A 20,992-nucleotide genomic window follows, 5' to 3' on the forward strand; every position below is an offset into this window, starting at 1 on the left:
CACCAGGAGGAACCAGTGCCATCCCTGCAACTGACCACCCCCGAGGCGAAACTCGCTGATGCGAAGAAGCAGCTGAGTCTCCCGGATATCGTCGTGATCTGCGGCTCCACCCGTTTCATGGCAGAGATGGCCGAGGCCGAGCTGCGGGAGACCACCGCTCGGCCCGCAAAGATTGTCGTCAAGCCGGCTTGCGACCTGAAGTCGGCGCACGAGCTTTGGTCCGATCCTGTCGAGGCTGAGGCGCTGAAGATTCGACTCGACGAACTGCACCGGTCGAAGATCCGGCTCGCTGATGAGGTGCTCGTTGTCGGCGATTACATCGGAGACAGCACCCGGGACGAAATCGTCTACGCCAAGTCGCTGGGCAAGCCCGTGCGGTACACGCACCCCGAAGTCGACCCCGACGCCTGAGGGCCCACCTCCACTCCCTCCGCAGGCACCCCTTGAATTGATCATCTAGCGGGTGGCGTGGTGGTAAGAGCGAGCTCAAGCGGCGGCGGAACGCATCGCGGCCGTGATAGCGGCAGCGAGATGCTGCTGGTGGTTCATCAGGTAGAAGTGATCGCCCTCGTATCTCTTGAGCCCGTGGAAGTGCGTCGTGAACGCTCGCCAGGCGAGCAGATGGTCCTCGCCGATCAGCGTGTCGCCGCGGCCCCCGAATACTGAGAGCGGAACGGGCAGCGGCTCGGGGTCGCGGGGAGGAGCCCAGGTGTCCAGGAGCTTGAAGTCGCTGCGGACCACCGGGGCGAACTTGTGCCAGACGGCGTCGTCGTCGAGGAGCTGCGGTGTGCTGCCGCCGACGTTCCGTAGCCAGCTGCGCAGTTCGTCGTCGGGCATCAGGTGAGGGCGGCCGTCGGCGTCGGCCTCGCCTCGCGGGGCGCCGTAGGCGGACGCACCCAGCCAGTCTGGGAGCGGGCCCCCCTCGTGGTGGAGCCGGTGGGTGAGTTGGTAGGCGATGAGTGCGCCCATGCTGTGGCCGAAGAATCCGAAGGGCCGGTCGAGCAGGGGCGCGATCGCGGTGTGGAAGTAGTCGACCAGCCGGTCGCAGTCGTCGATCAGCGGCACGGTCTCCAGCTGGCCTCGGCCAGGGGCTTCCAGGAGGCAGAGTTCCCAGTCCTGGGGGAAGTGCTTCGCCCAGCCCCGGTAGAGCAGGTGTGAGCCGCCGGCGTGGTGGAACAGAAACAGGCGCACAGCTGGGTCGCTCAGCGGCCTCGGGCGGATGACCGGCCGGGCGGATGCCTTATCGGCGAGGTTCGAGATGAGGAAGGCGTGCAGCTCGGCGAGGGTGCCAGCACCGCTGGCGACCATGGTGTTCTCCGGGACGTCGAACGCGGTCTCCACGCGGGTGGAGATCTCGAGCATCAGCAGCGAGTCGATGTCGAGCTCGTCGGAGAAGTGCGCCTGGTCGGTGACCTCCTCGGGTTCGATCTCCAGTGCGCCGGCTATCAGAGCGCGGAGGTCCTCGATGTTCACGGACGTAGTGGTCATTGGAGTTCCCCTGGTTCCTACGTGGATGGACGACTGGTCGGTCAAGGGGTCAGCAGCAGGGCGGCTGCCGCGTCGTGATTAGGGCCTCCAGCCGAGGCGACCACGTTCCCGGTGGCGTCGCTCTCCAGATGGGCAGCCGCGGCGGCGCACTGCAGGACGCCCAGTGCCCCGGACAGCGGGCCCAGCTGGGATTCCAGGTCGATCCGGCGCGTGGCTGCGAGCAGCTGGCCCGCCCCGGAACCCGCCTCGTCCACGAGCCACAGTCCGACGGCTTTCTCCTCCGTCACACCGGCGGAGGTCAGCGCCGCGGCGAGATCCCGGGCCCGTGCGTACCCGGCAATCGTGGCGCGCGGCCGTGCGCCACGGAAAGCAGCTGCGTTCGCTGGTTCGAGGACGATCGCGACCGCCGCGTCGGGGGACTGCTTGCCGAGCAGCTTTGTCGCCACGTCATTGGCTGGTTCGACGCCAGCGACGACGACTGCTTCGGCGCGCCCGGCCAAGATGAGGTTGCGGGCCCAGGCGAGGGCGTCCAGACCGCTCGTGACGCCGTTGCAGACGGTGAGGTTGGGGCCGCGCAGCCCGTAGCGAATGGCCATCCAGCCGGCGATGACATTGCTTGATGTCTGCGGCAGGCCCAACGGGCTGAGGCCCCTGACGCCTGCCCTGGCGATGGTGTCGGTGGCTTCGCAGACGCTGTCCGAGTTGCCCAAGTTGGTGCTGACCACGACGGCGGTCGAGTCAGCCACGCCCGTGAACGTGGCGTAGGCGTCGGTCAGGCCCGCGTCGTGGAGGGCGGACTCGGCAGCCCGCAGGGCGAGCCGGGACGCACGGTCCTTATGGCGCATCTCGCGTCCGCCGAGTCCGGTTGCCGGGTCGAAGCCGCCCTCGCCGGGCAGCGGTCCCAGGAGGTCGCCGTACGTCGCGACACCCGGGAGCGCCAGTCCAATGCCCGTAACGACAACCTCCGGGGCGCCCGGGTTACTCATCCGTGCGGTACTCGTCCCGCTCACCGGGCTGCCTCCACGATCGCGACGGCGTTGATCCCTCCGAAGCCGAAGGCATCGATCTGAGCGATGCTCAGGTCGGCGGCTGCGGGGGCGCCCTGCACCAGGCCCAGTCCTGCGGCCTCGGGGATCGGGTCGGTGAGTCCCAGGACCGGGGGTACCGTCCCTTCCTTCATGGCGAGCACCGCCATCAGGAGGCTGAGGAGTCCCGAACCGCCCAGGGTGTGGCCGGTCATCGCCTTGATGGCGGTCATCCGCGGATCCGTTCCGGCGGCGTGGAAGATGCGGCTCAGGACGCTCGACTCCGTCAGGTCGTTGCGGGGGGTTCCGCTGCCGTGCAGCATCACCAGGTCGATGTCCTCCGCCCGTACCCCTGCTCTGCTGTAGGCGTCCTGGACCGCGCGTGTGATGCCGTCGGGGTCGGGCGCGGTGGCGTGGTGGGCGTCGCAGTTCATGCTTACACCGCGCACCCGGGCGTGCACGGGGCCGTTCCCGGTGCCGGTGCGCTGGACGACGACGGCTGCCGCGCCCTCGCCCATCAGCATGCCCTTGTGCGTGGTGTCGAAGGGGCGGAGCGCGTCGGGGATGTCGTTCTGCACCCGGTCGAGCGTGCCGAAGCCGCTCTCGGTGGCGGCGTCGGTGCCGGCGACGACGACCGTGTCGGCCATGCCGAGCTCGATCATGTCGGTGGCCATGCCGAGCGCGTACAGGGTGGCCGAGCAGGCGTTGGCGAAGGTGTACGTGGTGGACGCCCCGAAGGCTTCCTTCAGGGCGGTGCCGAAGTGTAGGTCCTCGAGGGCGACGTCCGCGTCATCACGCCACCACAGTTCGAGGCTGCGCTGCTCGCGCATGGTGGTCCCGACCAGAACGGGTACCTGTGACAGGTCCTCGCCCAGGCCCGCGTCAGCGACTGCCTGGCGAACCGCGGTAGTGAGCCAGCGGGTGGCGCGCCGTGGGATGTCGCCACCGCCCTCGGGCCGGTCGTCGATCTCGTAGGCGTAGCCCGCCCTGTACTTGTCGGGGTCGAACGCTCGCAGAGGCTTGCGGCTCTCCTGGCCCGCGCACAACGCGGCGAATATCTCCTGGGGGCTGGCGCCGATGTTGGCGACGGCGGCCATGCCCGTAATGTCCCAGGTCACGATCGTGCCGCCTTCCTGAGCTTGAAGGCGGCCAGCTTGCCGGTTGAAGTGGTCGGGAGCTCGTCGAGGAACTCCAGGCGGGCGGGCCGCTTGTAGGCGGCGAGACCGCTACGGATCGCGGCGATCACCGCGCGCCGTACCACGGCCGTGTCGCATCCCGGCCGGGCCACCAGATACGCGACGGCCTGCTCCAGGCCGTCGCCATCGCGGCAGCCGACCACCACGCAGTCCTGAACCCCGTCAGCGCCGCGGATGACGCTCTCGATCTCACGCGGGTAGACCTTGTAGCCGCCCAGGTTGAGCAGGTCATCGGCGCGGCAGAGATGGGTGAACGTGCCGTCCGGCGCGTGGCGCACCACGTCGCCGGTGTAGGCGCCGCCGTCGGAGAAGGTGGCCGCTGCGGCCTCCGGGCGGCCGATGTAGCCGAGGGCGACGGTCGGGCCGGCGATGTGGAGTCGGCCCTCCTCCCCGTCGGCGACGGGCGTGCCGTCCGCAGCGCGGATGGTCGCGGTTATCCCGGGCACCGGTACCCCGAAGGTGCCCGGACGCTCGTTTCCCGGCGGGGTGCCGACGACTGTGTAGAGCACCTCGGTGGCGCCGAGACCGTTGAGCAGTTCGGCCTGGAAGGCGGTGCGGATCCGCTCGCTGAGCGGAGCGGGCAGATTCTCGCCCGCCGACACGCACAGCCGCACGGAGTCGGAGGCGAGCGTCGCCGTCTCGGATGCGTTCAGCAGCGCGGCGTACAGCCGTGGGACGGAGAACAGCACGGTGGGTTGGTGGTGTTGCAGAGCGGCGGTGAGTGAGTGGACGTCGACCGTGCCGCGGATGAGTGCAACGCGGGCGCCGGCCGCCAGAGGGCACAGGACGGAATTGCCGAATCCGTAGCCGAAGGACATCCGGGCACTGGAGAGCACGGTGTCCTCGGGAGTCAGCGCCAGTACGGTGCCGATGCCGTCGGCCATGGCCGCGATCGCTCCCGCCGAGTGCCGGATTCCCTTGGGCATGCCGGTGCTTCCGGAGGTGTACTGCACGAGCGCCTCACGCCCTGCACTCCACGCGGCCGGGGGCCCGACGTTCTGCGGGCGGCGTGCGGGGCCGGGCTCGGCCGTGGCCAGAGCGGCGAGGACGTCAGCGCCGGCGAACTGGGTTGTCGTCTCGAACAGCTCCTCCAGGGCGCGTTGCCGCGTGGGGGCTGCGTCGAGGTGCACCATCGCGGCGGCACAGTTCTCGGCGATGTAGCGGACTTCGTCGTCCTTGAGCATCGGGCTGATCACCACGGGGACGCAGCCGTGCCACCACAGGCCGAGGACGGCTACGACGGTCGCCACGGAGTCGTCGGCGACCAGGAGGCCGCGGGCGCCCTCAGGCACGCCTGCTGCCCTGAGTGCGCCCGCGTACCCACGTGCCGCCTCCAGGAGGGCGGCGTAGGTGATCTCCCCCGCCTGGGGGTCGAGGTAGCTGATCCTTTCGCCCCGGCCGGCGGAGACATGACCCGCCACCAGGTGGTCGAGCAGGTCGACCCCGCGGAGGCTTGTCGCCCGCTTGCTGAGCACGGGCACCGCGGCGTCCAGGCTGGTGAGGGCTGCCGCTTCCTCAGCGGACAGGGCTCCGTACTCGCGCTCGATCGCGACCGTGATCGCGACCTTCTCCAGGGAGCTCATCCCGAGTTCCTCGTAGAACAGGGCACCGGACTCGATGTCCTCCTTCTGGACTTCGAGGACAGACGCCACGATCTCTCGCAGCCAGTCGAGGACTGAATCGATGGGTTCTGCATCGCGCACCGCTGGGGTCCTTTCCGTATCTTCGTAGCCGAGAAGTGAGACCTGGTTAGAAAGAAAGCGAGAGTGAGCCAGAGACCTGCTCCCGCCCCGGATCCTTTCGCCGGAACGCCGCTTGCATCCGGTCAGGGATTGAAGAGCGGAATAGGGTGCCGCAGCACTCGGCAGGAACGCTCAAGATTCCAGGCCGACCTCACAGGGGAACAGGACAGAAACATCCTGGGGCTCCTCCGTGAAGATGACCCTCTTGGAAAGCGCGGACATGTAGCCGAGCTCGAAAATGGTTCCCTTTCCAACGCGGCCGCCGGGGTTGCATACGACCACAGCATCGGCCTGCCTGAACGCGTCCAGGTGCACGTACTTGTGCCGCCACGTGTCGCGTTCGTTCTTCAGGAGATCCTGATAGTCGAAGAGGATGAAGTCGGTACCCACGGTCTCTGGCTTGACCCTCGTGGAAGGAGGGCTCAGCACCGCGGTACCGCTCCCGCGCAGACTGGCAATGACGTCCTCGATGTACCCCAGAGACTGCTGGAAGCTGCCGCAGACGACAACATTCCGAAATTCCCGCCGGGTCAGACCTTCCATCATTTCGTTCGACCCGCACGCGGACATGCCCGCTTCCCGGTAGAACTGCTCCAGCTCAGGCCCGACTATGTTGAAGTAGAGGCCGGTGTCGACATAGAGGCTGTTGACCAGTGCGGCTGCTTCCGACTGCGGGAGCTGCTGAAAGACCCCGGTGGCGTGCAGGCGCGTGGTCTTGTTGTCAACGACCTCGCTGAACTCCGTGAGCCCGATGCAGAACTCGCCCACTCTTTCTGCCAGCACCTCGCGCGCGCGGATGTCTTCGAACGCAAGCCGCTCCCTTTTGAGTAGTTTCAGCTCGCCGCTCTGGAAGCGGTAGACGCTCACGCGTTCCGAGTCGAAGTGGACCAGGACCCTGCCTTCTGCCGCCAATGTACTGCTCTCCTTCTTCCCGGTCGAGCACGTTCGGATCTAAGACCTTCATCTATTCAGCTGAGAGGTTGGCAAGCGTTCCGGACGACGCAACGACTAATCGCCTTTTCCACGGAAGGCGCCGAGGTATTTTTCGGCGAATTCTTCCTTCCTGCCCCCGTTGTATTGGGTGATGAAACGGGGGTGCTCCAGGGGCACGATCTCTCGGAAGAAGCGCTGACCCTCGTTCACCTTCGACAGGTACGCGAAGTTCTCGCCACTGCCGATGCAGTAGCACACGGAGGTGTCAATTCCGAATTCCAGCTGGCGTTCCAGGGCGTCAATGAGGAAAGAGCCCAGGAGTTCCAGCAGCTTCTTGTTCTCGTAGTAGTTGCAGTTGACTTCTTTTCGCTTGGAGTTCGTTCTCACCAGGCCAAGGGGGCACACGAAACTCATGACGAAGTCGGAATAGAACGTGCCGCGGCCCCCGTAGCGGCTGATGACGTCGTACAGAAACCCGGCGGAAGGCCCGCTCACCGCATAGCCCTCGACATCGACTCCCGTTTCGTCTTCGAGGAGCTTGGCGTCTTCGAACGGCACCCCGGTCACGGCCGTTCCGCGTCGTGCGGGCGAGCTCCCCAGTACCAGACGACGCGGCTTATCGTCGTCGTAGTACTTGTTGTAGAACGCAGTCGTCACCTCCCGGACGCGCTCCTTCTGAGGGCCGTTGAACGGATTGATGACCGCGAATCCGGGGGGAAGTTCAAGCGTCGTTTCCGCAAGTTCCTCGTTGAACTGCAGGATCCGACCGGCAACAGTTGTTCGCCCATTCATTGCAGAAGTCCTTCCTTCACGCTGGCCACTCTGAATAGTCCGTTCGCGCCCGGCCGCCCGCGGTTCAGTCCTCCCATAGAACTGATGGGACCTCATGAACGTGGCCGGCCGGAGAGGCGGTGGAAACGCTAGGCGGTGACAGCCGACAGGTAAATCTCGGTACTTGTTGGGAATATTCGGATGTCTTTGAATCCGATACGATCAAGCTCCACGCCAATCAGATGGGCTGTGTCCATCCCGCGATAGATGTCGACGAAGTCAGTGCCGGGGATGATCAGTCCCGGGACAACGCAGCCTCGCTGAGTATACAGAAATCCGTTGGCTACGGAGACGATAATCACTGCGCCGGGCTTCAGTACTCTGTGCGCCTCTGAGGCCGCTGCGGACGTGCCGAAGAACGACGAGTTGTACGTTCTCAAGGAGACATACAGATCGAATTTTTTCTCTGGCAGAGCAGACAGGTCTTCGGCGCTGGAGACGACCGTTCTCGACGTGGGAATGCGTTCGCTTATATTCGCAAGCCCACGTTCCGCGATATCGACAAAGGTGATCTGCGAGCAATCTGAAAACAAAGCTGCCGCTTCGTAGCCGGCTCCGACGCCGACGTTGAGGATGTTGACCGTAGACAAAGACCTTGTGGACGACCTCCCGTAAACCGACTTGAAGTCGTCGGGCCACCTCAAGTTGGCGGCGCGAGCGTCGTAAGCGTAATCATAAGTACCGTACTTCGCGTCAAACGCTTCGGATAATACGTCGTTTACGGTGCGATCAGCCTCTTCGTACTCGATTCCATACCTCTGGCAGATCAGAGAAGCGAGCGCGGCCCTCCCCCTGTTCTCATTGACATCACTCCTGGAAAGCATGAACCCGCTCGACTGCAGCCGACTGGAGACGGCTTCACTAATGCGATGTGTGGAGTAGTGGGGGTTGCACTCGATATTTTGCTCGCTCGCTGCGTAGAAATCTCGGTTCTGCTCGAGGATCTCGCGCTGCAAATCGTCGGGGAAGCGGTGTGTGAGACCTCGTGCAGTGACGGGATCGTCGTCGAGGTAACTCGTCAACGCGGGGTCTGGCAAACCGACATAGACCCTGCCGATGCGCACTTCCTTCAAGAGCTCGCCGAGCTCAAACGAGCAGTCCACTGACAGGGTGTTGATCGTCAGATATACGCTGTGTGCGCTGGGTGTTCCGAGTTCTTGAATCTTGCTCCGCAGAGCGCGATACCAGGATGCGCCGCGCACTTCTCCCTCGAAGGCGGAGCAAATCAACTCGTCGTGTTCAGAAACGAGCGCAACGCCGACCCGCCGGCCTGATTGCGGCGCCCTTTGTGCAACGCTAATGGCGTAGTTCATCCAGTAGGTACTGTTCGGACTCATGTGGGCCTCTGTCCCTCGGCGGCACTGCGCCCCCTGTTGGTTGGCAGAGCCAAGCGGGTGATCAGGCATGAGACATGAGGAGACTGGGTTCGTGGAATTCGGCCCCGGACGGCAGCGGAACGGAACGGAGATCCATGAGAGTCCTTCGTGGATAGAGGAGTGAGTGGTTCTAGCTGCGGGATGCCGCCATTGGTTCGACACCGGATCGCCAAGGTGATTGAGTGTCGAGCAAATGTGCTGTTTTCGGCAGGAGTTGACGGTCATCTCGCGGTAATCCCGGCTGGCTCGCGACTACGCTCAGCGCAGGCGCGCTTGATTGGATGACTCCGTGGCAGAGACGATGCACCCTCTGGCGCGGGCCCGGATCGCGCGCGGGATGACCGGGGTTGACCTCGCCCGGGCGATCCGCGACGCGGCTGCGCGCCGCGAACTGAGGTCGGGTGCGACCAAGCAGCTCATCTACAAGTGGGAGGCGCGGGGCGTTACGCCCGATGCCGACTCGCAGACCTACATCGCCGAAGCGCTGGGCATCCCGGCCGAGGCCATTGACCCCGGCTCGTGGCCGAACTGGCTGCCGGGAGTCGGCGGCATAGTGATCCCGCTCGGTCCAGCCAGCCCGGTCCCGGCCCTCCGAGAGGCATTGCGAACGACCATGAACTCCCGCCGCAGCTTTCTGACAGGTGTCTCCAGCACCGCCCTGCTCGCCTTGGCCAGCACTTGGTCGTCGAGCGGCGCTCAGGCCCTCACAGGCGAGTCCTCGCGCGGCCCCAAAACGGTCGGAGAAGACCTGGTGGCGTTGCTCGAGGAGACCAGCGCCCGCCTGACATTCCAGGCCACCGATCAGCGTCAACACACCGCGCCCCTGCTGGACGCGCTCCTGACCACGGTCACGGACATCATCGACGAAAGCCGGTACAGTCTGCCGATCAAGGTCCGTCTTCACGCGCTCGCCGCGAGTCTCAGCCAGACCGTGGGATGGCACCGGTTCGACCACGGATTCCATGCCGAGGCCAGCCAGTACTGGATCGCAGGCCTGCACAGCGCCCACACCGGAGGAGACCGCGACATGGGTGCGGCACTGCTCGGGGACTTGGCCTACCAGGCATCCTGGCGGGACGATCCGCGCACGGCCGCCGGCATTCTCGACCGAGCCCTGTCCGGCACCCGGCACCCAGCTGCCCAGTCTCTGCTCCAGCTTCGGCTCGCGCGAGCGCTCGCGGCACAGGGCGAGCGGCGCGCCACGCTGCGGGCTCTCACCGCAGCCGAACATCTCCTCGACGCCTCGTCCGGCGAGCCCGTGCCAGCGTGGTGCGCCTGGATGTCCCCAGCCGATCTGGCTGTCGACTCGGGACAGGCACTCCTCGACCTGGGCGACACTCGCCGCGCCCACCAGCTGATCCGTGAGGGCCACGAACTGCTGCCGCCAAGCCGCGACAAAACCCGCGGCGTCTTCCTGACGTACCAGGCCCGCAGTCATCTCGACCTGCGAGAGCCCGAACGCGCGGCCGCAGCTGCCCTCGAGGCACTCCAGGTTGCTCAGCGCATCGGTGCCCCACGGTGCGCCGCCCTCGTACGCGACCTTGTCCCGTCGTTTGAGGCATATCGAGATGCCCAGGGTGTGACCGAACTGCTGTACCAGGTCGCCGCGTAATCCAATGCGCCGAGCGCCGTTACCTTGGTTGCCCCGTCCAGCCTGCTCCATTTCCAGGAGCGAGCAGAACCGCGAGGTAGGGCGATTCATGGCTGCCTCGGGGCACGGTTCACCGAGCGACGTGGCTTCGTGTGAGCCAGAGCGATCGCTCTGGCCAGCCGCCAGGCAATGCCGTTGGGGGTTTCGTCCGCGAGGCGAAGGTGTGCGGTCAGCAGTGCGTGCAGGACGGCGTCCGCGTCAGTGTGTGGTGCCGTTTCGAGGGCGGTCCGCTGCCAGGCCAGGGCCTTACGCCGGGCCGCCCAGTGCTCCTCGACGAGGACGTGCCCAGCAGGAGTGCGGCGCAATGCGTTCCAGTCGCCCGGGAGGATGAGTTCGCGCGCCTGCTGGAGCAGCGTTTCGGGAAGCCGGGTCGCTGCGCTCGGCTTGGGCTGGGCGGACAGCCAGCACAACCCGCCCGAGACGTCCTGATGAAGGTCGTCGGCGATGGCTATGAGGTTCGCTGCCGCGAGGATCTGCTGAGGGGGCAGGTCGTGCTGGTGGGCGTGCTGGTGGGCGAGGACGGCCGAGTCGGCCGCCCAGACTTCTTCCACGGCCGCCAGCACTCGGTGGTTACGCCCTTGGGTCGCTGACCCGCAGGCAGCGTGAGCCAGGAATCCCCTGCTTTAGCTGGGGAGGATTCAAGCTGCGTCTGCACATGCCGAGGGTTGGGACAACCGTGGCCGTAGGGCCGTGGGCTCCCGAGCGCCTGCGCTGCCCGCGAAAGATCGCGAGGACACAGGACATCCACTGCGGGCGGCATCGACACCGTGTCTACGCACAAGGACGGTGGCCGCCGCAACCGGGTTTGAACTGGGCACACAGACCGCGCCATGATGGGGCCGTTCGAGCAGCCCCGGTGCGGTGGGAGCAACAGATGCGGCCAGACGGGAAGACGGCCCCGTCCGATCTCCAGCTGAAGATCGTGCTGCACGGCACGAGACCGCCCCTGTGGCGGCGCCTCGTGCTGCCGTCCGACACCCCGCTCGGGACGCTGCACGACGCCATCCAGGTCGCCTTCGGATGGCACGGTGGCCATCTGCATCTCTTCACCGACGAGTTCGGCCGGGGGTACGGCGATACGGCCCGGCTCACCGACATCGATCTCGGCTTCGGCCGCGGGGTCGGCGACGAGGACACCATCGCGCTCGGCGACGTGTTGGCCGAGGAGGGAGCACGGCTGCGCTACGTCTACGACTTCGGCGACGACTGGGAGCACGGGATCACGCTGGAGAAGACACTGCCGCGCCCGGTCGGCGCGGAGCGGACGGTGCGCTGCGTCGGCGGGCGTCGCGCCGACGCACCGGCCGAGGACATCGGCGGCGTGTCGGGGCTGGCCGAGGTGCTGGAGTTGCTCGACACCCCGGACGGGGCCTGGGATGGCCCGTACGGTGAGCTGGTCGCCGGGCTGCGGGCGGCCGGTTACGACCCGGCGGCCTTCGACCGGGACGGGATCACCGCGCGGCTGGCCCAGGTGACGCCGGACACGGTGTCCGGTAGAGCGAAGCCGCCGGCCGGTGATCGGGCCGGGCGCGGCGGTGTCCGTCGGCTGACCGCCAAGGACGTGGCGTTGTGTACCTGCGGGCAGTGCGGGGTGGGTGATCTGGTCGATGCCGGAGTCGACGGACCGGCCGAGGATGCGCCGGTGCTGCGCCCGGTGACCCTGGCTCCGCAGGAGGACCTTGTCGCTGCCGTGCGGGGTGTTCCGCTCTTCGACGCGGCGCTGCGGCTCGCCGCCTGGTGCCGCGAGGGACGGCAGGTCACCGCCGGCCGGGTGCTGCGGCCCGCGCTCGCCCGTGAGGCCGTCGAGGAGCTCCGGCTGTGGAAGCTGGCCGGCGACGACTCGCCGTATGCCGATGCCGTCGCGCGGGCTCGTGCGTTGAAATCGGTGCGCAGCGCCAAGGACGTGGCCGTTCTCGATGATCCGTGGTGGCTCGCCGTGGATGGCGGAATGATCACGGTCAGCGGGGGCCGCGCGTGGGGTGGCGCGGCAACCGACTTCACCGGTGAGGACCTTCTGGAGTCCTGGGCTGCCACGATGGGCGATCTGCTGGAGGAGATCGGTGAGACGGGGGTGCTGGGCGGGTGGCACGGTGAGCTGGGCGAGCTGACGGCCGAGATCGCCGACGGGCTGGTCGGCCTGCTGTACGACGCCCCGGACGACGCCTGGATGGATGTCGACGACCTGCGCGCGCAGGCCCGCGAAGCGGGGGAGAACGGGCCGGAGTTCGATCTCTTCCAAGCGCTGTTCGCGGCGTCCTTCCGGGAGCTCGGGGAAGGGCTCGCCCTGCTGGGCGCGGTGGAGTACGAGCCCGGTGACGGCGACGATTCAGCCGAGGAGACTCTGCGCACACTCCTGAACGCCATGGCCGGACATGAGCTGGACGGCGGTTCGGGAACCTCGACGGCGGCGTCGGACCGGTCGTGGGAGGACAAGCGCGGGCACCGCATGCGGCTCACCCCACTCGGCCGCTACGGGCTCCGCGCCTACCTGATGGAGTGCGGTGTGCCCGCCCCCCTGCTCGGTGAGTACGCCGAAGCGGACGCTGGCGCTCTGCTCCAGGGACTCCTGGGCTACTCCCCCGAGGAGATGCGCCGGGAGGTCGAAGGGTGGCTGGACCATCGCTCGGCGGCCGATGCCGCGGTAGGGCTGCTCGACGCATGCGCGGGAGCTGGCCACGAGGCAGCGGCGAAGCGCGCCGGGGCCCAACTGGTGCTGGCCGATCTCGACGATCCCAGGGCACTGCGCGTGCTGCGCAAGGCGGCGGACTCCGACGTCGAGGGGTGCCGGCAGGTGGCCACCGCGACCCTGGGCGCGCGCCTTGGGGCAGAAGCACCCGTGGACCCGGCGCGGGCGGAGGAGGCCGGACTGTGGCTGCTCATCGACGGGCTGTCGATCCTCGCCGGTGCGGGGGAGACCGAGGAGCTGGTCCGGGGCTTCCTGGAGAACTGGAACACGGCGCCGGAGGCGCTCGAACAGCGGGTGGACGAGCTGTGGCGAGTGGAGCACCCAGCCACCGCCCACGTGCTCGCCGAACTGGGTGAGGGCCTGCGCGGCGTCGACAAGCGGCTGGCCAAACGCATGCGTACCGCGGCGAACAAGGCCCACTCCCGCCGGTGACAGCACCGTCGGAACCTGCTGGTGGACGAAGGCGCGGTGAAGGCCGCCTGGACGACGGTGAGGCGAAAGAGTGGCACGAGTCCTCGTACGGGAGCAGGGCACGGGTATGAGGAGCGTGCCGCCACTGGCCGCACCGGAATCGGCTGCCTGGGCGCGGAGTCTGCTCGACGACGGCTGGGCGGCGGTGTTCCTGCCCGGTGAGCCCGCCCGCCTCGGCCGGTTGCTGCTCTGGCAGCCCGCCGGGGCAGCCGCCGCCGAGAGCATGGCGCCCGCGGGCGTCGAGGCCGAGTCGGCGGAGCTCGTGCTGCCGCACGGCCGCTCGGTCAGACGGCGCAAGGCGGAGGGCTACGCGCTGCCTGTCGCCCTCGCTGTCGCCGCGCTGTCCGGGGCACAGCCGCCGCACCCGTCCGCCGCCGCCTGGCAGGCCGCCGCCCGCTTCGCGCTCCGGCTGCTCGCCGACGGCCGTCTCCACCCGGCCCTCACCCCCGCCGGCTACGACACCTGGCAGGCTGGCCCCTTCACCGCCGCCCAGCGTCGGACGCTGGACGCCCTCGCCGCCACCTTCCCGCCCCACGGCCACTGCCTGCCCGAACCAGGGCCGGCCCCACTGCGGATCACCGAACCGGGCGCGCTGGTACGCCGGTTCTGCGACGCGGTCGCCGACGAGCTGGTCCGCACCCCCGCCGCTCCGCTCGCCATGGGAGCCCTGCCGTACGCCTGGCGCGAGACGCGTGCCGTGCCCGTCCTGCACGAGTGGGCCGAGGAGACCGCCGCCGCGTTCACCGCCGATGTCAGGGTCTCGCTGCGGGTCGACGTACCCGAGGGACGCCGTCGGCAGTTCCGGGCCGTCCTCCAGCTGCACACCGCTGCGGATCCGGCGCTCGTCGTGGAGGCCGCACAGCTGTGGAGCGAGCCGGCCGCGACCGAGCGCCTGCTCGGCCCGCGCGCCGAAACCGAGACGCTGCTCGCACTGCGCCGCGGCGCCCACGTCTGGCCACCGCTCGACCGGCTGCTGAAGGACGCCGCTCCGGACCAGCTGCGGCTGACCGACGACGAGGCGTTCGACCTGCTGGGCGATGCCACCAACACGCTGCGCGCCGCCGGTGTCGACGTGCACTGGCCGCGCGAGCTTGTCAAGGCACTCACCGCGACCGCGGAGATCGGGCAACGCACCGCACCCGGCTCCAGCGCGGGCGGCAGGCTCGACGCTGACACCCTCCTCGACTTCCGCTGGCAGCTCTCGCTCGGCGGCGAGCCGCTCACCGAGGCCGAGATGGATGCCCTCGCCGAGACGCGCCGCCCCCTCGTCCGGCTGCGCGACCAGTGGGTGGTCGCCGACCCGAAGCTGGTGGCCCGCGCCAGGCGCCGCCGGATGGAATCGCTCGCCCCCATGGAGGCACTGGGCGCCGCGCTGACCGGTGAGATGGAGCGGGACGGGGAGACTTTTCGCTGCGCGGCGGTGGGAGCACTCGGCGACCTCGTCGCCCGCATCCGCGACCCCGAAACCCGCACCCCCGCCCCGCAGCCCAGCGCACTGAAGGCCACGCTGCGCGACTACCAGAAACGGGGCCTGGCCTGGCTGGCCGAGATGTGTGAGCTCGGTCTCGGCGGCTGCCTCGCCGACGACATGGGCCTGGGCAAGACCATCACCCTGCTCGCTCTGCACCTGCACCGCCAGACCGATCCCGCCACCGCGGGCCCCACACTCGTCGTCTGCCCCGCCTCGCTGCTCGGCAACTGGCAACGCGAGGCTGCCCGGTTCGCGCCGGTCACGCCGGTGCGCCGCTACCACGGCGGCGACCGCCACCTCGAAGACCTCGCCGACGACGAGATCGTCCTGGTCACCTACGGAGTGCTGCGCCGTGACCGCGAAGCCCTCGCTGAGACCGCCTGGTCCCTGGTCGCCGCCGACGAGGCCCAGCACGTCAAGAACCCCTACGCCGTCACCGCCCGCGAACTGCGCGCCCTGCCCAGCCGCGCCCGCGTCGCCCTCACCGGCACTCCCGTGGAGAACAACCTCTCCGAACTGTGGGCGCTCCTCGACTGGACCACCCCCGGACTCCTCGGCCCCCTCTCCGCCTTCCGCGACCGCCACGCCCGCGCGATCGAGTCGGGCGAGGACCCACAGGCCGCCGAACGGCTGTCCCGTCTCGTCCGCCCGTTCCTGCTGCGCCGCAGGAAGTCCGATCCAGGCATCGCGCCCGAACTGCCCGCCAAGACCGAGACCGACCGTGTCGTGCCGCTGACCGCCGAGCAGGCAAGTCTGTACGAGGCGGTGGTCCGCGAAACCATGGCGGCGATCGCCGAAGCCGAAGGCATCGCCCGCCGCGGCCTGATCCTGAAGCTCCTCACCGCGCTGAAGCAGATCTGCAACCATCCCGCCCAGTACCTGCGCCAGTCCACACCGCTGCACGGCCGCTCCGGCAAACTGGCGCTTCTCGACGAACTGGTCGACACGATCACCGCCGAAGGCGAGTCGGTGCTGGTCTTCACCCAGTACAAGCAGATGGCGACCCTGCTGGAGAAACACCTCGCAGAACGAGGCGTCCCCACCCTCTTCCTGCACGGCGGCACGTCCGTCACCGCGCGCGAGGAGATGGTGGAACGCTTCCAGCGCGGCGAAGTGCCGGTGTTCCTGCTCTCCCTGAAGGCCGCGGGCACCGGCCTCAACCTCACCCGCGCCACCCATGTCGTGCACTACGACCGCTGGTGGAACCCTGCCGTCGAGGACCAGGCCACCGACCGCGCCTACCGCATCGGTCAGGACAGGCCCGTACAGGTCCATAAACTCCTCGCGGAGGGGACCGTGGAGGACAAGGTGGCGAAGCTTCTCGAATCCAAGCGCGCGCTCGCCGACTCCGTGGTCGGCTCCGGTGAGGCCGCTCTGACCGAACTGTCCCACGACGATCTCGCCGAACTGGTCGCCCTGGGGAGGCAGTCATGAGTCCCTCGCTCCCCGGCCCGCGCCCCGCACCCACCCGCGGCAAGCGTGCCTTCGCCGCGACCTGGTGGGGCCAGGCATGGGTGACGGCCCTGGAGGACTCCACCCTGGACTCGGGGCGCCTGTCCCGCGGACGCACCTACGCCCGCCAGGGCATGGTCGGTCCCGTCACCATCGCCCCCGGCCAGGTCAAAGCCGCCGTCCAGGGCAGCAGGCCCCGCCCCTACCGCTCCGCCGTCCACCTGCCCGTCCTCATCGACGCACAGTGGGACACCCTCCTCGACACCATCGCGGCCCGGGCCGGGCATCTCGCCGCACTCCTCGACGGCGAGATGCCCGCCGAACTCGTGGACGACGCCCGCCACGCCGGCGTCCCCCTGCTCCCGCAGCCCACCGAACTCGACCCCGAATGCTCCTGCCCCGACTGGGGCTACCCCTGCAAACACGCCGCCGCGCTCTGCTACGCCATCGCCTCCACCATCGACGCCGACCCCTTCGTAGTGTTCGCCCTCCGCGGCCGCGGACGGGAGGAGGTCCTCGCCCAGCTGCGCGCCCGCCGTACCGCGGCCCGGGCGACCTCAACCCCACCGGCCCCAGCCGGCCTCCCGGCCGCCGGCGCCTACGCAGCCTGGGCCGCCCTGGCCGAACACACTCCGCTCCTTCCGGAACTCCCCGAACCAGCCCCCCACACCGCCGCACTGCCCGTAGCCCCGCCATTCGGCACCGGTCTGTCCACCGCGGACCTCGAACGCCTCATGGCGGACACCGCCGCACGCGCCGCCGGGCTGCTCACGGGCGACACCACCAGCCTGCACCTGTCCCAGCACGAGGACGCGGCGCGGATCGCCGCGAGCAACTGCGGACCCGAGTGGTTCCACCACCTCATCCAGAACACCGGTGCCAACCCGACCGCGTTCGCCCGCCTCACCCGCGCCTGGCGGTATGGCGGCCCGACCGGCGTCACCGTCGCCGAACAGCCCCGCACCCCCGACCCGACGGCGATGACAGCCGCCCGCACCGCCCTGACCGAGACCCTCACCGAAATGACCACCACCCCGGTCGCCCTCAGGGCCTGGCGCAACCGCCTCACCCTCACCGACCACGGCATCCAGCTGCGCCTGGGCCCCGACGCCCGCTGGTACCCCTATCTCCAGGATGACGACGGTGACTGGTGGCCAGCAGCGCCGGCCGACCCCGACCCGGTCACGGCACTCACCTCCGTCTGGCAGCAGACCGAGAGGTGACATGTACGACAGACCCGTGAACCCGCTGGCTCAGCCCACATGTCACTCGACCGTGGTCGGGGAGCTGACATCCCCCTCTGCACACCCCCACACCACACCAGACAACAAGAAGACAACAAGAAGACAAAAAGGACGGGCGGGACGGGCGGTGCGACTCGGGGATCGGCGCTGCACGTCTCCTGGTTGCGCGTCGGGCGGGGCTTCGCGCTCAGCGTTGGACGGAGTCGGCGCGAGAAGGGACCGGGCACAGGGCGCGGGCTCCGGTACAGCAGCCGCCCCGTACCCACCCCTTTACGATGAGAAGCCCTCACTCGCCGCCTGGCCGAAGACAGCGGCGCCGCGCCCGGGTCACACTGGGAATGCCACTTGATCTGGAGGAGGTGGAGCACATGAGCGTTGCCACGGACCACACCGGGCCCTGGACCATTGCCGACGTCCTGGCGCTGCCCGAAGACCGCACGACCCGCTATGAGCTGCTCGGAGAGTCCCTGGTGATGTCGCCCGCTCCCGGAATCCGCCACCAGCGGGCGTCCTTCCGGCTCCACGTCATTCTCGACGCAGCGGCTCGCGCTGCCGGCACACCGGTGGAAATCCTCGAAGCCATCAACGTGATCCTGCCGTCCGGCCTGGTTGTGCCCGACCTCGTAGTCACCGACGCGGGCGCCACCGCCGAGGACATCGTCAGTGTGGACGCGGACGCGGTTCAACTCGTGGTCGAACTCGTCTCCCCGGGCAACAAGACGATGGACCGCAAGTTCAAGCCCCTGCTTTATGCCGAGGCGGCCATCCCGCACTTCTGGCGCCTGGAGTTCGACCCGGCGCCGCGGCTGATTGTGAGCGAGCTGCAGGCAGGTCGGTACGTGGAAACCACCACTGCCCTCGCCGGCGCCACTACCCGGATCCGCGCACCGTTCCCGGTGGACATCGACCCGGCCGGGCTTGCCCGCCAGTAGCGGGCAAGCTGCCAGTCCCCCTTCCAGAGCCCCTACCGTTGCCTCTACCAACTGAGGTGACCCCCTTAGCTTGTCCTACCTTCCAAGCGTGGGTCTGAGACGGTCATTCGTAAGATCGTCGGACCCGGGGGTTCCGGGTATGGCTGTGAGCTTGTCGCCGCTTGATGGCTCAAAGAACTTGGCCGCCCGGAGCCCCGCGACGACTCGACCGCTAATTGGGATACGCGACTCGATCGCTGTGTAGGACAACGTCGGCGAGGTCGTCTGCTGGGCTTCTGTGACGACGAGCTGGCGGAGGTGGCCGTGCCCGAGATCTGGGCCGGGGCGGACATCGGCAAGGAACATCACCACTGCGTAGTGGTCGACGCGCAAGGCGAGCGCCTTCTGTCGCGGCGGGTCCTGAACGACGAGTCCGCTCTGCTGGAGCTGATCGGCGATGTCCTCGCGCTCTCCGAGGATGCGTTGTGGGCAGTGGACATCAACCACGGCGGAGCCGCCCTGCTCATCGGCCTGCTGATCAGCCACGGCCAGCCGATGGTCTACCTCACCGGCCTCGCCGTCCACCAGGCGTCAGCCGCCTACCGAGGCCAGGGCAAGACGGACGCGAAGGACGCCTTCGTCATCGCCGACCAGGCCCGCATGCGCAAGGACCTCGGCGTGCTGCGGCCCGGCGACGAGATAGCCGTCGACCTCAAGATCCTGGTCAGGCGCCGCACCGATCTGGTCAACGACCGCACCCGGCAGGTCAACCGGCTGCGAGGACAACTCCTTGAGATCTTCCCGGCGTTGGAGCGTTCGTTGAGCCTGACGAACAAGGGATCCCTCCTCCTGCTGACCGGCTACCAGACGCCGGCCGCGATTCGGCGCAGCGGTGCCAGGCGCATCGAGACCTGGCTGAAGAACCGCAAGGTCAAGGGTGCTGCCGCCCTTGCTCAGATCGCCGTGGAGGCGGCCCAGGCTCAGCACACCGCGCTGCCCGGCGAGAAGCTGGCCGCCTCAATGGTGGCCCGTCTCGCCAAGGGGGTGATGGCCCTCGAAGAGGAGATCGCCGAGCTCGACACCCTCATCGAGGCCCGGTTTCACGAACACCCGTATGCCGAGGTGATTCGTAGTCTGCCCGGCATGGGCGCCCTGCTCGGCGCGGAGTTCGTCGCCGCCACAGGCGGCGATCTGGAAGTCTTCGGGACTGCCGACCGGCTGGCCGCGTTCGCCGGACTCTCCCCGGTCCCGCGTGACTCCGGCCGCGTCAGCGGCAACATGCGCCGGCCCCGCCGTTACCACCGCGGTCTCCTACGGGCCTTCTACCTCTCCTCCATGGCCAGTCTGCGCTCGTGTCCAGCGTCACGGGCGTACTACGACCGCAAGCGCGCTGAGGGGAAGGGGCACAAGCAGGCACTGCTGTCTCTGGCACGGCGGAGAGTCCGGCCGCCCCGGACTTCGTGCGTCGCGACTTCACGGGATGCTCGACCTTGTCTGGTGCGGGGACATGACGGAGATCGAAACCGGTGAGGGCAAGCTGTACCTGGCCACGGTCATCGATATGTTTTTCCGCCGCCTGCTCGGGTATTCGATGGGTACCCGCTACGATGCCGAACTGGTCGTCGCCGCTCTGCACATGGCCGCCCGCGACCCGCGGCGGGGACGTGCGCGGTGTCATTTTCCACCCGGACCGCGGCAGCGAGTACGGCTCTCAAAGGTTCCGCCGGGCCTGTCGCCGGCGTGGTGTCTTCCGGTCCATGGGCCGGGTCGGCTCGTGCTTCGACAATGCCGTCAGCGAGGCGTTCAACGGCGTGCTGAAGGTCGAGTACGTCCATCGGCACGCCTTCGCCACACGCACCGAGGCCCGGATCCGGATCGCGACCTGGATCACCGACTTCTACAACAGCCGTCGGCTACACAGCGTGTGCGGCTTCAAGAGCCCGATCGACTACGAACACGACTACTGGGCCAGCCTCGGTGCGGGGCTGGCTGCATAGGAAGGTCTCCACGATTCGAATTCGAGGGGATTGACAGGTCTCCGCAGGACTGGCGGAGCAGGAATCGCGTGGTCGCGCGCTCTGGGGGTAACGGATCTACCAGGAGATCCCGGAAGGGCCGTCGGCTGGAAGGACTGTCACGTGGAACGCGCCGACTGGCTGCTCACCGCCGCTCAGCGGGGGAATCCGGCGTCGCGGGTGGACCGCCGTCATGCTGACGGTGCGGCGTGGTCCACGGGCAACGACGTCCGCCCCCTGGTACATGGGGCGGTGTACTTCGCCGAGTTGCTCGCGGCCGTGCGGGCGCAGCGGGCCGGCGACATGTTGATGTTCACGGACTGGCGGGGTGACCCTGACGAGGTGCTGGACGGTCCGGAGAGCGCTATCGGCGATGTGTTGTGCGACGCCGCACGCCGCGGTGTTGTCGTCAAGGGGCTGGTGTGGCGCTCGCACCTGGATCGGTTCCAGTTCAGCGAACAGGAGAACTACCACCTGGGGGAGGAGATCGAGGAGGCGGG

General features: G+C 68.2%; 16 protein-coding genes and 2 pseudogenes. 10 read left to right on the forward strand and 8 right to left on the reverse strand.

Annotation, left to right across the window (positions count from 1 at the left end; all coding sequences use genetic code 11):
- Window positions 1–15: 15 nt before the first annotated feature.
- Window positions 16–411 (forward strand): hypothetical protein, encoded by a 396-nt coding sequence (locus ACFYR3_RS41710; RefSeq protein ID WP_389287427.1) that lies wholly within the window; start codon window positions 16–18, stop codon window positions 409–411.
- 75 nt (window positions 412–486) lie between these two features.
- On the opposite strand, the gene ACFYR3_RS41715 is transcribed toward ACFYR3_RS41710, so the two are convergent.
- The 7 genes from ACFYR3_RS41715 to ACFYR3_RS41745 all read right to left on the reverse strand — a co-directional run bounded on the left by ACFYR3_RS41715 (window position 487) and on the right by ACFYR3_RS41745 (window position 8,528).
- Window positions 487–1,488: a thioesterase domain-containing protein gene (locus tag ACFYR3_RS41715; RefSeq protein ID WP_389287429.1), complete on the reverse strand. Its 1,002-nt coding sequence runs from the start codon at window positions 1,486–1,488 to the stop codon at window positions 487–489.
- A gap of 41 nt (window positions 1,489–1,529) precedes the next feature.
- On the reverse strand, window positions 1,530–2,474 hold the full coding sequence (locus ACFYR3_RS41720) for a beta-ketoacyl synthase N-terminal-like domain-containing protein (protein ID WP_389287431.1): 945 nt from the start codon (window positions 2,472–2,474) through the stop codon (window positions 1,530–1,532).
- Between the two features lie 20 nt (window positions 2,475–2,494).
- Window positions 2,495–3,631, reverse strand: a complete 1,137-nt coding sequence (locus ACFYR3_RS41725; RefSeq protein ID WP_389287433.1) for a beta-ketoacyl synthase N-terminal-like domain-containing protein — start codon at window positions 3,629–3,631, stop codon at window positions 2,495–2,497.
- Window positions 3,628–5,412 (reverse strand): AMP-binding protein, encoded by a 1,785-nt coding sequence (locus ACFYR3_RS41730; protein ID WP_389287435.1) that lies wholly within the window; start codon window positions 5,410–5,412, stop codon window positions 3,628–3,630. Before ACFYR3_RS41730 ends, ACFYR3_RS41725 begins: the two co-directional genes overlap by 4 nt.
- A 171-nt stretch (window positions 5,413–5,583) precedes the next feature.
- Window positions 5,584–6,318, reverse strand: a complete 735-nt coding sequence (locus ACFYR3_RS41735; RefSeq protein WP_389287437.1) for a nucleoside 2-deoxyribosyltransferase — start codon at window positions 6,316–6,318, stop codon at window positions 5,584–5,586.
- Window positions 6,319–6,459: 141 nt separating this feature from the next.
- Entirely contained in the window at window positions 6,460–7,176 is a 717-nt protein-coding gene (locus tag ACFYR3_RS41740; protein WP_389287440.1) for a uracil-DNA glycosylase family protein, read from the reverse strand.
- A 128-nt stretch (window positions 7,177–7,304) separates the two neighbouring features.
- Window positions 7,305–8,528, reverse strand: coding sequence for a methyltransferase domain-containing protein (locus ACFYR3_RS41745; protein WP_389287442.1), 1,224 nt, complete (start codon window positions 8,526–8,528; stop codon window positions 7,305–7,307).
- A gap of 352 nt (window positions 8,529–8,880) precedes the next feature.
- On the opposite strand from ACFYR3_RS41745, the gene ACFYR3_RS41750 reads away from it, so the two are divergent.
- Window positions 8,881–10,203 carry an XRE family transcriptional regulator gene (locus ACFYR3_RS41750; RefSeq protein ID WP_389287444.1) on the forward strand — a complete coding sequence of 441 codons (1,323 nt, stop codon included), beginning with the start codon at window positions 8,881–8,883 and terminating at the stop codon, window positions 10,201–10,203.
- Window positions 10,204–10,289: 86 nt separating this feature from the next.
- On the opposite strand, the gene ACFYR3_RS41755 is transcribed toward ACFYR3_RS41750, so the two are convergent.
- Complete coding sequence (locus tag ACFYR3_RS41755) at window positions 10,290–10,793, reverse strand: hypothetical protein (protein WP_389287446.1); 504 nt, start codon at window positions 10,791–10,793, stop codon at window positions 10,290–10,292.
- Between the two features lie 323 nt (window positions 10,794–11,116).
- Here ACFYR3_RS41755 and ACFYR3_RS41760 point away from each other — a divergent pair, with 323 nt between their 5' ends.
- The 8 genes and pseudogenes from ACFYR3_RS41760 to ACFYR3_RS41795 form a co-directional block, all read left to right on the forward strand.
- A complete protein-coding gene (locus ACFYR3_RS41760; RefSeq protein WP_355854421.1) occupies window positions 11,117–13,360 on the forward strand; it encodes a plasmid pRiA4b ORF-3 family protein in 2,244 nt (747 codons plus the stop codon).
- A gap of 106 nt (window positions 13,361–13,466) precedes the next feature.
- Complete coding sequence (locus ACFYR3_RS41765; RefSeq protein WP_389287455.1) at window positions 13,467–16,304, forward strand: DEAD/DEAH box helicase; 2,838 nt, start codon at window positions 13,467–13,469, stop codon at window positions 16,302–16,304.
- The gene (locus ACFYR3_RS41770; protein ID WP_389287448.1) at window positions 16,301–17,545 is read left to right on the forward strand and encodes an SWIM zinc finger family protein; all 1,245 of its coding nucleotides are present in this window, start codon (window positions 16,301–16,303) and stop codon (window positions 17,543–17,545) included. The genes ACFYR3_RS41765 and ACFYR3_RS41770 overlap by 4 nt, the downstream gene beginning before the upstream one ends.
- Window positions 17,546–17,934: 389 nt before the next feature.
- Window positions 17,935–18,498 carry a Uma2 family endonuclease gene (locus ACFYR3_RS41775; RefSeq protein ID WP_355854529.1) on the forward strand — a complete coding sequence of 188 codons (564 nt, stop codon included), beginning with the start codon at window positions 17,935–17,937 and terminating at the stop codon, window positions 18,496–18,498.
- A gap of 303 nt (window positions 18,499–18,801) precedes the next feature.
- Window positions 18,802–20,007 (forward strand): IS110 family transposase, encoded by a 1,206-nt coding sequence (locus ACFYR3_RS41780; protein ID WP_389287451.1) that lies wholly within the window; start codon window positions 18,802–18,804, stop codon window positions 20,005–20,007.
- A pseudogene (locus ACFYR3_RS41785) lies at window positions 19,985–20,074 on the forward strand (hypothetical protein); the annotation flags it as partial. The gene ACFYR3_RS41780 and the pseudogene ACFYR3_RS41785, both read left to right, overlap by 23 nt.
- A 67-nt stretch (window positions 20,075–20,141) precedes the next feature.
- Window positions 20,142–20,474, forward strand: coding sequence for an integrase core domain-containing protein (locus ACFYR3_RS41790; RefSeq protein ID WP_389287453.1), 333 nt, complete (start codon window positions 20,142–20,144; stop codon window positions 20,472–20,474).
- A gap of 141 nt (window positions 20,475–20,615) precedes the next feature.
- Window positions 20,616–20,992: pseudogene (locus ACFYR3_RS41795) on the forward strand (phospholipase); the annotation flags it as partial.

The sequence above is a fragment of the Streptomyces sp. NPDC005784 genome (assembly GCF_042871525.1).
Lineage (GTDB): Bacteria > Actinomycetota > Actinomycetes > Streptomycetales > Streptomycetaceae > Streptomyces.

What these genes read in the sequence shown, in the direction of transcription:
- ACFYR3_RS41740 (WP_389287440.1), bottom strand. Translation starts at nt 7,176, where the DNA reads ATGAATGGGCGAACAACTGTTGCCGGTCGGATCCTGCAGTTCAACGAG.
- ACFYR3_RS41760 (WP_355854421.1), top strand. Translation starts at nt 11,117, where the DNA reads ATGCGGCCAGACGGGAAGACGGCCCCGTCCGATCTCCAGCTGAAGATC.
- ACFYR3_RS41770 (WP_389287448.1), top strand. Translation starts at nt 16,301, where the DNA reads ATGAGTCCCTCGCTCCCCGGCCCGCGCCCCGCACCCACCCGCGGCAAG.
- ACFYR3_RS41775 (WP_355854529.1), top strand. Translation starts at nt 17,935, where the DNA reads ATGAGCGTTGCCACGGACCACACCGGGCCCTGGACCATTGCCGACGTC.
- ACFYR3_RS41765 (WP_389287455.1), top strand. Translation starts at nt 13,467, where the DNA reads ATGAGGAGCGTGCCGCCACTGGCCGCACCGGAATCGGCTGCCTGGGCG.
- ACFYR3_RS41720 (WP_389287431.1), bottom strand. Translation starts at nt 2,474, where the DNA reads ATGAGTAACCCGGGCGCCCCGGAGGTTGTCGTTACGGGCATTGGACTG.
- ACFYR3_RS41745 (WP_389287442.1), bottom strand. Translation starts at nt 8,528, where the DNA reads ATGAACTACGCCATTAGCGTTGCACAAAGGGCGCCGCAATCAGGCCGG.
- ACFYR3_RS41715 (WP_389287429.1), bottom strand. Translation starts at nt 1,488, where the DNA reads ATGACCACTACGTCCGTGAACATCGAGGACCTCCGCGCTCTGATAGCC.